Here is a 13,273-nt window from a genome sequence, read left to right as displayed (position 1 = left end):
CAGGCTGCTGCCGCTACCGCCGCGCCCGCGGCCGCCCCTGCCGCGTCGCAGGCGGCGCCGGCATCGGCCCCGCAACCCACGCCGGTCCCGCATGTCCCGGCGGGTGCCACGCCCCTTCGCCAGGCTGGCACGCCCCCTTCGGCGCCATCGCCGCATGCCGTGCCGCCCCAGGTCGCGCAGGCACAGCGCGGGTCGCCACGTTCCTCCCTGTTCTCGGACGGTAGCAAATCCGCGGAAGCACAGCCGCAGCCCCAGCAGCCCCGCAGCCTGTTCGGTCTGGTGACCGGTGCGCTGCGACGCCATTCCGCCCCCCCGCAGCAGGCGGAGCCGCAGGCCCCCGCAGCCGCACCGCAGCCGCGCGCGGAACCCTCCCTGCAGCAGCCGCAGGCAACGCGTCCCAGCCCGAACCCGCAGCAGCAGGGCGGTACGCCTGAGGATAACGGACTGGATATCCCGGCCTTCCTGCGTCGCGGTTCGCCGTAGGAAGAAACAGCCCGGAAGAACGATGGGGTCACGGACTGCGTTGCATAATGTAACGTATTGTCCGGCCTCGTTTTTTCATGTCTGCAGGTATGGTAACGGTTGGCAATAATCATTGACTGGTTAAACAGGACGCGACCGGCCTAGTATCTCCAGACCTGCCCTGTAGCCAACAGATTCACCTGTCTCGAGGGATGCGCATAATGGATGGCATGTCGATAGGTCCGCTTGAAATGACGGATTCGTGCCTTTCCGAAACGGTCGTACCCACGCAGACGGCCACCGCAGGTCCGTGCCAGCATACATTGCGGCGGTCCATCTGCGGCATCGGCATCGGCCTTCATACCGGCCAGCGCATTTCCCTGTCGCTTTCCCCCGCCCCCGTGAATACCGGCATCATATTCCGTCGCACAGACCTTGACGGCTACATGATCCCCGCGACTTATGACCATGTCATCGACACGCGCCTCAGCACCGTAATCGGCGTCCCCGCGCAGGGGGCTGCGACCCGCGTCGCAACCATCGAGCACCTGATGGCGGCCCTGTCCGGATGCGGGATCGACAATGCCTATATCGATCTCGACGGGCCGGAGGTGCCGGTATTTGACGGGTCCGCTTCGGAATTCATGTTCCTTCTGGACTGCGCGGGACGCGCGCCGCAGGCAGCGCCCCGCGCGACGCTGGAAATCCTGCGCACGGTGCGGGTGGAGGATGGCGATGCCTTTGCCGAACTCTGCCCCCCCACGACGGACGGGCTGAACATCAGCATGTCGATCGAATTCGCGGCACAGGCCATCGGACGGCAGATTTTTTCAGCGCAGGTCAGCGCCTCCTCTTTCCGCCGGGATCTGGAAAACTGCCGCACCTTTACCCTACGCCAGGAAATCGATGCCCTGCATGCGGCGGGCCTTGCACGCGGCGGGTCGCTGGAAAATGCGATCGTGGTTGACGATGACCGCATCCTCAATCCCACCGGCCTGCGCCGCCCGGACGAATTCGTGCGGCACAAGGTCGTGGACGTGATCGGCGACCTCTACCTCTGCGGCGCGGTCATCCATGGCGATTTTCATGGGCATAAATCCGGCCATACCCTGAATAACCGCCTGTTGCGGGCGCTGATGGCCAACCCGTCCGCATGGCGGCTGCATGGGCATGTCCCGCAGAAGAGGCAGATTGGCCGCGCCGCCGCATGAAGCGCACGAAAACGCCCGGAGGCTCTTCACCCCGCTTGCGCACATGATATAAAACAGGCGCAACTGGAAGAGCCGGCATGTCACCACGCAGATCTCGATACTCCCTCCGTCTCCGCCGTCCGGGCGGCGTTGTCGCATGGCTGCTCATGGCGCCTGCAATCAGTCTTCTGGTGGCGTGCAATGGCAACAGCGCCATTACCGAAAATGCTCCGCGCGTCGGATCTGCCGAAACCCTGTATAATCATGGCGTTGATGCGCTGCGCAGCAACCGCTACCTTCTGGCCACCATCCAGTTCGAGGTGCTGCAGCGCAACTATCCCTATTCCCAGTACACCGCCAACGCACAGCTGATGGAAGGGTATGCGGACTATCTGCAGAGCAAATATCCCGAAGCCGTGCAGCAGCTTGACCGATTCCTTGAACTGCATCCCACCAGCACGGATGCGGCCTATGCCTTCTATCTGGAGGCGCTGTGTTATTACGAACAGATCGCCGATGTGCAGCGCGACCAGCAGGGCACCGTCGAGGCGATGGATGCGCTGGAACAGGTCATCACCCGCTTTCCCCAGACCCCGTACGCCCGTGATGCGCAGCTGAAGATCGACCTGTGCCGCGACCATCTGGCGGGCAAGGAAATGCTAGTCGGCCGTTTCTATCAGGAACAGCGCAATTACCAGGCGGCGGTCAACCGTTACCAGCGCGTGGTGCAGGATTTCCAGACCACCAACCATGTGCCGGAAGCACTCGAACGTCTTGTGGAGGTCTATCTGGATCTCGGCCTGCTGGAACAGGCGCGCAAGACGGGCGCGGTTCTGGCCTATAACTATCCCGACAGCAAATGGTATCGTGACGCCTATGATCATTTGCGTGACCACAACCTTATCAAGGGTATCTCCCCCCGGACCCACAAGCAGGGACGTAACGCCCTTTCGCGGGCATGGAATTCGATCTTCTAGGTCCCGCCCCTTTCGCCTGACCTGATCGGATTGTCCGCATGCTGACACATCTCTCGATTCGCGATGTCGTCCTGATCGAGAAGCTCGACCTGTCCTTCATCGCCGGCCTGACGGTCCTGACGGGGGAAACCGGGGCCGGGAAATCCATCCTGCTCGACAGTCTGGGGCTGGCGCTGGGTGAGCGCGCCAGCGCGTCGCTTGTCCGCGCCGGGGCGGATCAGGCCAGCGTCAGCGCGAGCTTCGACATCGCGGCGGACCATCCCCTGCACCAGCTTCTTGCGGAACAGGGAATCGTCATCGACGAACCCCACGAACCCATCCTGCTGCGTCGCATCGTGACGGTGGACGGGCGTTCGCGCGCCTATATCAATGACCAGCCGGTCGGCGTAACCCTGCTGCGCCGGGCGGCGTCCCTGCTGGTGGAAATACAGGGACAGCACGAACAGATGGGGCTGGCGGACCAGGGCACGCACCTTGACCTGCTTGACGCGTTTGGCGTGCCGGCCACGCTGCGCACCCAGACCGCCAGCGCCTATCGCGCATGGATCGAGGCCACCGCGGAACTTGCCGCCGCGCGCGCGGAGATGGAGAGCGCCGCGCGGGAGGAGGACTGGCTGCGTCAGGCGGTCGAGGACCTGTCCACCCTTGCCCCGCAGGAAGACGAGGAGACGCAGCTTGCCGGGCTGCGCCAGTCCCTCCAGCAGGGCGAGCGCCGGGCGGAAGCGATTGCCGCCGCCCTGAGCGACCTGTCGCCGCGCGAACGCCGGGGCGTCAATCCCGCCTCCGCCCTGCGCAACGCCAGCCGCGCCCTGCAACGCCTGCTGCCCGCGCCGACCGACTTCAACCCCGCCGCCATCGGCGCGGAGGAACAGGCCGCAGCACAGGAGGCGCTGAACGCGCTGGAACGCGCGGAAGAGGCCCTGGCCGAAGCGGAAAGCCTGCTGTCACGCCTCGCCTCCGACGCGCAGGCTGATCCGCGCCTGCTGGAACAGACCGAGGAGCGCCTGTTCGCCCTGCGTGCCGAAGCCCGGAAGCATGGGGTTTCCGTGCCGGAACTGCCGGGGCTGCTGACGGTCTTTACCGAACGGCTCAGCGCCCTTGATTCCGGCAATGCCCGGATCGAGGTCCTGGAACAGGCCGTGGCGCGGACCCGTGAAAAGTTCGAGGAAACCGCCCAGAAGCTGACAGCCGCGCGCGAAAAGGCGGCCCGCAGGCTGGAGACGGCGGTGATGGCGGAACTGCGGCCGCTGCGGCTGGAACGCGCGCGCTTCATCGTCGAACTGGTCCCCCTGCCGCCGGAGGCATGGAACCTGCGCGGCAAGGAACAGGCTTCCTTCCTGATCGCCGCCAATCCAGGCCAGCCGCCCGGGCCGCTGGCCAAGGTTGCCTCGGGCGGGGAACTGTCGCGGCTGATGCTGGCGCTGAAGGTCGTGCTGGCGGGACGTTCGGCCATTCCCACCCTTGTCTTTGACGAGGTCGATTCAGGTGTCGGCGGGGCGACGGCATCCGCCATTGGCGAGCGTCTCTATATGGTCGGGCGCGACGTGCAGGTGCTGGTTGTCACCCACAGCCCGCAGGTCGCGGCACGGGGGGATGCACACCTGCGCATCAGCAAGAAGGTCACGCGCGACCGGACGGAAACCCATGCCGCCCCCCTCGACAGCGCGGCACGGCTTGAGGAAATTGCCCGCATGCTGTCTGGCGACACGATCACGCCCGCGGCGCGCGCCGCCGCCGCCAGCCTTGTGAAAGGTGAATAGGAATGCCCGACACCACCGAGGACCTTGCCCGGACCTGTCAGGACATCCTTGACCGGACGCAGGCGGGCGGCGAACTGTCTCACGAGGATGCGGCACGGGAACTGGCGCTGCTGGCCGATGTGATCGCGCGGCTGGATCACGCCTATCACCATGATGACGCGCCCGTGGTGACGGACGCGGTCTATGACGCGCTGCGTCGGCGCAATCTGGAACTGGAACGTGCCCATCCCGGCCTGCGCCGCAAGGACAGTCCCGAAAGCCGGGTGGGCGCCCCCGCCGCCGGGGCCTTCCGCCGCCATCGCCACCTGACGCCGATGCTGTCGCTGGACAATGTTTTCAGCCGCGAGGAATTCGAGGGCTTCATAAGCCGCGCCGTCCGTTTCCTTGGCCTGAGCGAAGAGCAGGCGAACGGGCTGGATTTCGTGGCCGAACCCAAGATTGACGGGCTTTCGATCAGCCTGACCTATGAAAAGGGTGCGTTCGTGCGCGGCACGACCCGTGGCGACGGAACCGAAGGCGAAGACGTCACCGCGAACCTGCGCACATTGCACAACCTGCCGCAGCAGTTACAGGGCCCGGCCCCCGACCTGCTGGAAATCCGGGGCGAGGTCTTCCTTGCGAAGTCGGATTTCCTTACCCTCAATGCCGCACAGGTCGCGGCGGGACAGAAACCCTTTGCCAACCCGCGCAATGCAGCGGCGGGTTCGCTGCGCCAGCTTGATCCCGCCATCACCCGCCAGCGTCCGCTGTCGCTGTTCGCCTATGCGATGGGATATTCCAGCAGCCCCGTCGCGGAGACGCATCTGGAGTATCTGCGACAGCTCGAGGCATGGGGGTTCAGCGTCAGCCCGCTCTGCACGCTGGTCACCAGCGTGGCGGAGGCCGAAGCGTTCATGGAACGGATCGCGCGCATCCGCTCCGGCCTCGATTACGATATCGACGGGGTGGTGTACAAGATCAACGAACGCACGCTGCAGGACCGCCTCGGCTTTGCGGGGCGCGCGCCGCGATGGGCCGTGGCGTGGAAATTCGCGGCCGAGCAGGCGATCACGCGCCTGACAAAAATCGAGATACAGGTGGGACGCACCGGCGCGCTGACCCCGGTCGCGATACTGGAGCCGGTGAATGTGGGGGGCGTGATCGTAACCCGCGCCAGCCTGCATAACGAGGACGAGATCGCCCGCAAGGACGTGCAGGAAGGCGACCTTGTGCGCATCCAGCGCGCAGGCGACGTGATCCCGCAGATCCTCGACGTCGTGCTGCCGCGCGATCATCCGCCGCATCCCTTTGTCTTTCCCCATGAATGCCCGGTCTGCCACGCCCGCGCCGAACGGCCGGAGGGCGAGGTCGTCTGGCGCTGTTCCGGCGGCCTGACCTGTCCGGCGCAGCTGGTGGAGCGGCTGATCCATTTCGTATCGCGCGATGCCTTTGACATCGAGGGGCTGGGCGATCGCACGATTGCCGAATTCCATGCGGACGGGCTTCTGTCCACGCCGGCCGACATCTTCCGCCTGCCCCGCGCCGAGGACGCCATCGCCAGCCGTCCCGGCTGGGGCACGCTTTCGGCGCGCAACCTGATGAACGCGATCGAGGCACGGCGGACGATTTCCCTGTCGCGCTTCATCTATGCGCTGGGCATACGGCGGATCGGGATCAATACGGCGCGTCTGCTGGCGCGTCATTACGGGTCCTATGAAAACTGGTCGCGCCAGATGCTGCGTGCCACCACGGTGGGATCCGACGAACGGCTGGAACTGGGCAGCATCACGGGAATCGGCAGCGCCATCGCCGATGAACTGGCGGCCTTCTTTTCCGAGGCGCACAACCGCCAGACGCTGGCGGACCTGACGCAGGTGCTGCACGCCATCACGGATGAGGAGATGCTGGCGCAGGGGGAACTGTCGGGAAAGGTCATTGTCTTTACCGGCACCCTGAAGACCATGAGCCGCCCCGAAGCCCGCGCGATTGCCGAACGCATGGGCGCGCGCGTGTCGGACAGCGTCTCGCGCAAGACCGATATCGTGGTCCTGGGGGAAAAGGCGGGGTCAAAGGCGCGCAAGGCGGAGGAACTGGACCTGCACACGGTGGACGAGGCGGGATGGCGCAGGCTGGCCGGCCTGCCGGAAAATCCGTGACGACCTTCCCCGCCATCGGTCATCGCGACGCGCTGCTGATCATCGATGTGCAGAATGATTTCCTGCCGGGAGGCACGCTAGCGGTGGAAGATGGCGCGCGGATCATCCCGATGATCAACCGCCTGCAGTCCCTGCCCTTTGGCCGCGTCGTGGCGACACAGGACTGGCACCCGCGCGATCATGTCTCGTTCACCACTACGACGGAAAAGGGCGATACCGGGGACCGGTGGCCGCCGCACTGCATCGCTGCGACATGGGGCGCGGCCTTTGCCGATACGCTGGAGCAGGCGCATATCGGGCTGATCGTGCGCAAGGGGATCAATCCCGGCATCGACAGTTATTCCGCGTTCCGCGACAACGATGGCGGGAATGAAACCGGCCTGTCGCAATGGCTGTCGGCCTGTGGCGTGGAGCGTGTCTTCATCTGCGGAATCGCGCTGGAATACTGCGTGCGGGCCACCGCACGTGACGCGCGGCGGGACGGTTTTGAAACTTTTGTACTCGACGCCGCCTGCGCCGCAATCAATGATGACAGGCGCGGCATTCATCATGACCTGCGCGCCGCCGGGATCACCATCGCGGATGCGCGGACACTGCTGAGGGACCGTCTGAAAAGACAGCCCAGCAATACACTGAAATGATAAGAAGTTTTTTGGTGAAGCTTTTTGCAAAAGGCTTCGAAAGGCGACACCGGAACGCTTTTGTTATTTTCAAACAGTCCCTGAAGGAAAACGGCACTTCATAACAGTTGCGATACGGCGTTACCGTGGGGGCGACGCCATCATGACCGGGGGAACGGAACAGCATGCATGTTACAGGGTCGCGGGGGCGGCTACTGACATCACGGCGCTCCCTGCTCGGGCTGGCGGGGGTGGCAGCGGGAACGTCGCTGCTGCCCCGGGCGGGACGGGCGGACGCAGCGTCCACCATCGTACCGCGACGGCCGATCGCGCCGGCGGACGCGCTGATCGCATTCGGCCATACCGGCCCGATTACCGATGGCGGGTGGAGCATGGTGCATGATCGCGGGGTACAGGCCGTGCGCCGTGCCTTTCCGGGGATTCGCACCGTCTATGTCGAAAGCGTCCCCTACTCCGCCGATGCGACGCGCATCTTCCGCCAATTCGTGGCGGAAGGGGCGAACATGGTTTTCGCCACCTCCGAATACGGTGATTTCATCAAGGATGTCTCCGACCGTGCGCCGGACGTGGCCTTCATGGAATGCGACGGCACGACGTTGACGCCCAATCTGGGCTGGTATTACGTCAGCCACTGGTATGCCAGCTATATCATCGGGATCGCGGCGGGGCTGATGTCGAAAACGGGCAGGCTGGGCTTTATCGGCGCGTTTCCGATCCCCTCCGTCTATGCCAGCGCGAATGCGACCCTGCTGGGGGCACAGTCGGTCAATCCGGCCATGACGCTGCAGGGCATCACCATCAATGCGTGGTTCGACCCCCAGGCCGCGACGCAGGCGGCTACCGCGCTGGTGGATAATGGCTGCGACTTCCTGTGCGGGATCATGGATGAACCGGCCTATCTGCGGGTTGCGGTGGCGCGGGGCGTCAGGGCTGCGATGTGGAATACCGGCATGCTGAAATACGGGCCGGAAGCCTATGTCAGTTCCGTCGTGCTGGATTTCAACGATTTCTATGTCGCGCAGGTGCGCGCGCTTCTGGATGGGACATGGCGGCCCTCCGCCGCTTTCCTGACGCTGGGGCACGGCGTGGACCGCGACGCATGGGGGCCCGGCGTGCCGGAAGGGGTCGCACGGCAGGCGGATGACATGCGCGACCGCATGCTGGCGGGCTACAACCCGTTCCGTGGCCCGATCCATGACAATCATGGACGGTTGCGCGTTCCGGCGGGCGTGACGCTGGATGATGCGGCGATCTATCACTGTGACTGGGCCGTGGCGGGGGTATCGGGCCTTGGCTGACGCTTATGACCGCCCGCCCGTCGCACCGGGCACCCCGCCGATCCTGCAACTGCGCGGGATCGGAAAATTCTTTCCCGGCGTCATCGCCAACAAGGACGTGGACCTGGAGGTCTGGCCCGGCGAAATCCATGCCCTGCTGGGCGAGAACGGGGCGGGAAAATCCACCCTGATGAACGTCGTGACCGGCATCTATCAGCCTGAGGAGGGGGAAATCATCCTCGATGGCTATGGTCGGTCCTTTGCCTCCCCGCAGGAGGCGATACGCGCCGGAATTGGCATGGTGCACCAGCATTTCAAGCTGGTGCAGGCGTTCAGCGTGGCGGAGAACATCCATCTGGGCTGGGACGAGGCGCCGCGCCGTATCTCCGCCCGCGTGATGGAGGAACGCACCCGCGCCATTTCCGAACGCTTCGGCTTTCCCGTGCGTCCCGACGCGCGGGTGGCCGACCTGTCGGCGGGGGAGCAGCAGCGGGTGGAGATCCTGCGCGTACTGTCGCGTCGGGCGCGCCTGCTGATCATGGACGAACCCACCGCGGTCCTGACGCCGGAGGAAACGCGCGAACTGTTCCGCGCCCTGCGGGCCTTTCGCGCACAGGGGAACGCCGTCATCATCATCAGCCACAAGCTGGACGAGGTGATGGAAATCTCCGACCGGGTCAGCATCCTGCGCCACGGACGGCGGATCGCCACGTTCGACACCGGCGACTGCACGCCCTCCATGCTGGCGACAACCATGGTCGGGCGCGAAATCGTACGCCGGAACATGCGCGCCCGCCCGCCCGGCGCGCAGCCTGTCAGCGCAACACCCGTCATGGGGCTGCGCAACGTGACCACGCTGGATGCGCGCGGGGTGGAAAGCCTGCGTGACGTGTCGCTGGATCTGCATGGTGGCGAAATCCTCGGGATCGCGGGGGTGGCGGGCAACGGACAGCGGGAACTGACGCAGGTCCTGACGGGGCTGGCGGCGCCGGCGACGGGACAGGTGCGGCTGGATGGCGCGGTCATGGCACGCCCGGACCCGGCGGCATTCGCGCGCGCGGGCGTGGGGCATGTCCCCGAAGACCGCCTGCGCAGCGCGCTTGCCCCCTCCCTTTCCATCACGGACAACATGGCGCTGCGCGAATACGCCATCCCGCCGATCGGCCGGCGCGAACTGTATGACAGCAGGGCCGCCGACACGCTGGCGCGTGACATCGCGCGGGTCGCAACCGTCGACATTCCCGATTTCGCCATGCCGGTGCGCAACCTGTCGGGCGGAAACCAGCAACGCCTGGTCGCGCGACGTGAAATCCGCATCGCGCACCGGGTGCTGATCGCGGCCTATCCCGCACGGGGGCTGGATATCGGGGCGATCGCCACCATGCTGGGATACCTGACGGAATTGCGCGATCAGGGGGTGGCGGTGGTCTTCATTTCCGAGGATCTGGAGGATCTGCTCAACGTTTCCGACCGGATCGGGGTGATGTTCCACGGTCGCCTGATGGCGGTGGTCGATGCGGCGGATACGGACATGGAGACGATCGGCCTGCTGATGGGCGGACGCGATGGTGCCCCCATGTCCGCGCGGGGGGAGCAGTAATGTCCAGACAGGCGGCTTTCCAGCGCATGCCCAGCGTCCCGGGCCGCCGCATCCTGATCTGGCGGGCCGGTGCGATCGTCTGCGCCCTGCTGGTTACGGCGGCCATCCTCGCGCTGTCTGGATACAGCCCGCCTGACCTCGCGCTGCTGGTGGCGCGTTCCACCGTGGGGTCGCGTTTCGGGATGGAGGACCTCGCCCTTTTCATGTCGCCACTGCTGCTGACCGGGGCGGCCGTGACCGTCTGCAACCGGATCGGGCTGTGGAATATCGGGGCGGAGGGACAGTTCTATGCCGGGGCGATCGGGGCGGCGGCCATCGGGCTGTTCGTCCCTGCCCCCGCCTTTGTCCTGCTGCCCCTGATGGCGGTGGCCGGGATCGTGGCGGGCATGGGCTGGATCGCCATTCCCACGCTGGCGCGTGCCTATGCCGGGGTGAACGAGATCATAACCACCCTTCTGCTGAACTTCGTGGCCTCCCTTCTGACCTATTACCTGACAACGGGGCCGTGGCGCGATCGCGTGACGGGCGCGCAGGTTTCCAGCGCGCGCCTGCCGGTTTCCATTCCCGAAATATGGGGGATCGTGCACTGGGGCTTCCCGATCGGGCTGCTGATCGTCGTGGTGCTGGCGGCGATCATGGCGCATACGCGATGGGGCTATGAAATCAGGATCGGGGGGGCCAACCCCGATGCCGCCCGTTACGCCGGAATACCGGTGCGCGCGCGCATCATCGTCGTCATGCTGCTGTCGGGCGGGCTGGCGGGACTGGCGGGGATGTTCGAACTGGCGGGAACGGTGCATCGCCTTCAGGGCGGGATGGCCAATAATTTCGGCTATCTGGGGATCGTGGTCGCGGTGCTGGCGCGGGGATCCTGCCTGGATGTCATTCCGGCCGCCCTGCTGATGGCGTTCATCCTTGATGCCGGCATCGTGCTGCAGACCCAGCAGCTGACAGCGTCGGTCGTGCTGGCGATCACGGGGCTGATGCTGTTCATGATCGCCATCGCCGACGAACTGGCCCATTACCGGCCCGTCGCCCGCATGAAAAAGGAAACCGCGCCATGATCGCCCTGCTGAGCGGAATGTTCGCCACGGCCCTGCTGGCGGGCGGCGTGCTGGCGCTGGCGGCGCTGGGCGAGGTCATGGCCGAACGTACTGGCGTCACCAACCTTGGGGTCGAGGGGCTGATGGCGCTGGGCGCCGTCGTCGCGATCATGACGGTCGCGAATGTTCCAAATCCATGGGCCGGGCTGCTGGCGGCCGCCCTTGTCGGGGCGCTGGGCGGGATGGTGTTCGCCCTTGGCGCGGTCATCATGCGCGCCAGTCAGGTCCTGTGCGGGCTGGCGGTCACATTCATGGGGCTGGGCCTGTCAACGGCGCTGGGCCACGGTTACGCGGGGCAGCCCTCGCCGGTCGTGTTCGGGCATGTGCACGTGCCGCTGCTGTCCTCCATCCCCGTGATCGGACCTGCCCTGTTCGGACAGAACATCCTTATCATCCCCATCTATGTCGTGCTGCCGCTGCTGGTGCATTTCGTCATGTTCCGCACCCGCCACGGGCTGAACATGCGCGCGGTCGGCGAAAATCCGGCGGCGGCGGACGCGGCGGGCATTCCGGTCATGGCCATGCGCTTTGGCTATGTCACGCTGGGCGGTGCTATGGCCGGCATGGCGGGGGGATACCTGACGCTGACCTACGTTCCCGTCTGGTCCGAGGGGATGGTCGCCGGACGCGGCTGGATCGCGCTGGCGCTGGTGATCTTCGCCGGATACAGGCCCGTCATGGTGACATGCGCGGCGCTGCTGTTCGGGCTGGTGACGACGCTGGCCTTTGTCGGGCAGGCGCGTAACTGGCCGATTGATCCGGCCTTCCTGAACATGCTGCCGTATCTGGGGACGATGGCCTGCATCATCGTGCCCGTGCTGGTGTGGCGCCGCATGCGCCGCGTCATGGCCGCGCCTGCCGCGCTGGCGCAACCCTATTACCGCGATGTCCGCTGAATCCCATGTCATGCGATCAGGGAACCACCGCTCCCCGATGCAGCAGGTCGGTTGAAATGGCGCGTGCGTAGCCAGCCGAGTCCAGCGTATCGGGAAAGCGGCCCAGCAGCTTCATCTCGTCCACGTACTGCGCCAGTTGGACGCGGAAATCGTGGCCGGTGGGACAGATGCCCAGGACCTCGTGACGCATCATGGCGATGATCGCGTCCGGCTCCATCCCCTCGATATGGCCCGCAAGCAGGCTGGCGGTTTCGGGAATATGGGTCTTGAGCCATCTGGCCGCGTCCTGCAGGGCCACGACAAGTGCCGCAGCCGCCGCCGGGTCCTGATCCAGCATGTCCCGTGCCACGCCGAGTGCAAGGTTCGTCCGTTGCGCGTAAAGGCCATTCACGCTGTTGACCAGTTCGACCACCCCCAGCGACGGATCATTCAGCAGCCGCCACGCCAGCGGATCATGCACCGCCAGCGCATCGACATCCCCCGCCCGGATCGCCCCGGCCATGTCCTGTGGCGCAAGCACCCGCCATTGCGGCCCCGTGTCAGGATTCATGCCCTTGCGTCGCAGGACAACGGAAAAGAACAGGCGGTCGGCCATGTCGGGATTGGTGATCGCGATGCGGCGGCCAACCATGTCCTCCACCCGGCTCAGCTTCAGGCGACGGCGCACCAGCAGTCGGAACGTGCCCGCCTGCAATCCCATGACCAGTCGCGCCTGCACCTCCCCTTCATGCAGCCTGTCCAGCCATGACAGCACGGGAGCCACGACCACACGGCTTCGCCCGGCCTGCAGGTCGCCGATCGCGTCACGCCCCGTCACGCCACCGCCCGTCAATCGGACATCCAGCAGGTACCGCGCAAAGAACCCCTGCTGCTGCGCCAAGTTGAACAGGATGGATGTCGGGGCGGAAGGCCATGACAGGTCGATCTGGTGGGGCTGCCCATCCAGTTCCGGTCCGGCGGACAGGACGCCGGACCGGCGCTGCCGGTCGCGCCAGCCCCACAGCCCCGCGCCGGCGACCACAGCAGCCCCCCCCAGCCCAACCATGAGCCGACGGCGCGGGATTACCGCCATGACAGTACTGGCACGCCCATTATGATCCGCTCCCCCGTCATGATTTAATGCCACATCTACAGGACGTTATGACACAGAACACCGATTTTGGGCATCCGGCAAAAAAAGTCGAGAAAGGGGGTTTACGATCCCCGGTCACTGTGGCTATAAGCTGCTCACG

The 13,273-nt window shown here is 65.6% G+C and carries 10 protein-coding genes and 1 pseudogene; 10 read left to right on the top strand and 1 reads right to left on the bottom strand.

Going from position 1 to position 13,273, the window contains the following annotated elements; genetic code table 11:
* The 10 genes and pseudogenes from NJLHNGOC_RS16120 to NJLHNGOC_RS01645 form a co-directional block, all read left to right on the top strand.
* Positions 1–483: pseudogene (locus NJLHNGOC_RS16120) on the top strand (cell division protein FtsZ); the annotation flags it as partial.
* A 200-nt stretch (positions 484–683) separates the two neighbouring features.
* The gene (gene lpxC, locus NJLHNGOC_RS01685; protein WP_113594821.1) at positions 684–1,673 is read left to right on the top strand and encodes a UDP-3-O-acyl-N-acetylglucosamine deacetylase; all 990 of its coding nucleotides are present in this window, start codon (positions 684–686) and stop codon (positions 1,671–1,673) included.
* Between the two features lie 146 nt (positions 1,674–1,819).
* Complete coding sequence (locus NJLHNGOC_RS01680; RefSeq protein ID WP_239019380.1) at positions 1,820–2,629, top strand: outer membrane protein assembly factor BamD; 810 nt, start codon at positions 1,820–1,822, stop codon at positions 2,627–2,629.
* A 38-nt stretch (positions 2,630–2,667) separates the two neighbouring features.
* Complete coding sequence (gene recN, locus NJLHNGOC_RS01675) at positions 2,668–4,389, top strand: DNA repair protein RecN (protein ID WP_113594775.1); 1,722 nt, start codon at positions 2,668–2,670, stop codon at positions 4,387–4,389.
* A 2-nt stretch (positions 4,390–4,391) separates the two neighbouring features.
* The gene (gene ligA, locus NJLHNGOC_RS01670) at positions 4,392–6,524 is read left to right on the top strand and encodes an NAD-dependent DNA ligase LigA (RefSeq protein WP_113594774.1); all 2,133 of its coding nucleotides are present in this window, start codon (positions 4,392–4,394) and stop codon (positions 6,522–6,524) included.
* The gene (locus tag NJLHNGOC_RS01665) at positions 6,521–7,165 is read left to right on the top strand and encodes a nicotinamidase (RefSeq protein ID WP_206059680.1); all 645 of its coding nucleotides are present in this window, start codon (positions 6,521–6,523) and stop codon (positions 7,163–7,165) included. The genes ligA and NJLHNGOC_RS01665 overlap by 4 nt, the downstream gene beginning before the upstream one ends.
* A gap of 164 nt (positions 7,166–7,329) precedes the next feature.
* Positions 7,330–8,463 carry a BMP family ABC transporter substrate-binding protein gene (locus tag NJLHNGOC_RS01660; protein ID WP_113594772.1) on the top strand — a complete coding sequence of 378 codons (1,134 nt, stop codon included), beginning with the start codon at positions 7,330–7,332 and terminating at the stop codon, positions 8,461–8,463.
* Positions 8,456–10,042, top strand: a complete 1,587-nt coding sequence (locus NJLHNGOC_RS01655) for an ABC transporter ATP-binding protein (RefSeq protein WP_239021250.1) — start codon at positions 8,456–8,458, stop codon at positions 10,040–10,042. The genes NJLHNGOC_RS01660 and NJLHNGOC_RS01655 overlap by 8 nt, the downstream gene beginning before the upstream one ends.
* Complete coding sequence (locus NJLHNGOC_RS01650) at positions 10,042–11,106, top strand: ABC transporter permease (protein ID WP_113594771.1); 1,065 nt, start codon at positions 10,042–10,044, stop codon at positions 11,104–11,106. Before NJLHNGOC_RS01655 ends, NJLHNGOC_RS01650 begins: the two co-directional genes overlap by 1 nt.
* Positions 11,103–12,041, top strand: a complete 939-nt coding sequence (locus NJLHNGOC_RS01645) for an ABC transporter permease (RefSeq protein ID WP_113594770.1) — start codon at positions 11,103–11,105, stop codon at positions 12,039–12,041. The genes NJLHNGOC_RS01650 and NJLHNGOC_RS01645 overlap by 4 nt, the downstream gene beginning before the upstream one ends.
* 16 nt (positions 12,042–12,057) lie before the next feature.
* Here NJLHNGOC_RS01645 and NJLHNGOC_RS01640 read toward each other — a convergent pair whose 3' ends face one another.
* Entirely contained in the window at positions 12,058–13,113 is a 1,056-nt protein-coding gene (locus tag NJLHNGOC_RS01640; RefSeq protein ID WP_113594769.1) for an ABC transporter substrate-binding protein, read from the bottom strand.
* Positions 13,114–13,273 lie beyond the last annotated feature (160 nt).

The organism is Novacetimonas cocois (genome assembly GCF_003311635.1).
Taxonomy (GTDB): Bacteria; Pseudomonadota; Alphaproteobacteria; order Acetobacterales; family Acetobacteraceae; genus Novacetimonas; species Novacetimonas cocois.
This window is presented reverse-complemented; position numbering and strand designations above follow the sequence as displayed.

Coding starts and splice junctions, on each gene's coding strand:
- NJLHNGOC_RS01680 (WP_239019380.1), top strand. CDS start 1,820: ATGGCGCCTGCAATCAGTCTTCTGGTGGCGTGCAATGGCAACAGCGCC.
- NJLHNGOC_RS01645 (WP_113594770.1), top strand. CDS start 11,103: ATGATCGCCCTGCTGAGCGGAATGTTCGCCACGGCCCTGCTGGCGGGC.
- NJLHNGOC_RS01640 (WP_113594769.1), bottom strand. CDS start 13,113: ATGGCGGTAATCCCGCGCCGTCGGCTCATGGTTGGGCTGGGGGGGGCT.
- recN (WP_113594775.1), top strand. CDS start 2,668: ATGCTGACACATCTCTCGATTCGCGATGTCGTCCTGATCGAGAAGCTC.
- NJLHNGOC_RS01650 (WP_113594771.1), top strand. CDS start 10,042: ATGTCCAGACAGGCGGCTTTCCAGCGCATGCCCAGCGTCCCGGGCCGC.
- NJLHNGOC_RS01660 (WP_113594772.1), top strand. CDS start 7,330: ATGCATGTTACAGGGTCGCGGGGGCGGCTACTGACATCACGGCGCTCC.
- lpxC (WP_113594821.1), top strand. CDS start 684: ATGGATGGCATGTCGATAGGTCCGCTTGAAATGACGGATTCGTGCCTT.
- ligA (WP_113594774.1), top strand. CDS start 4,392: ATGCCCGACACCACCGAGGACCTTGCCCGGACCTGTCAGGACATCCTT.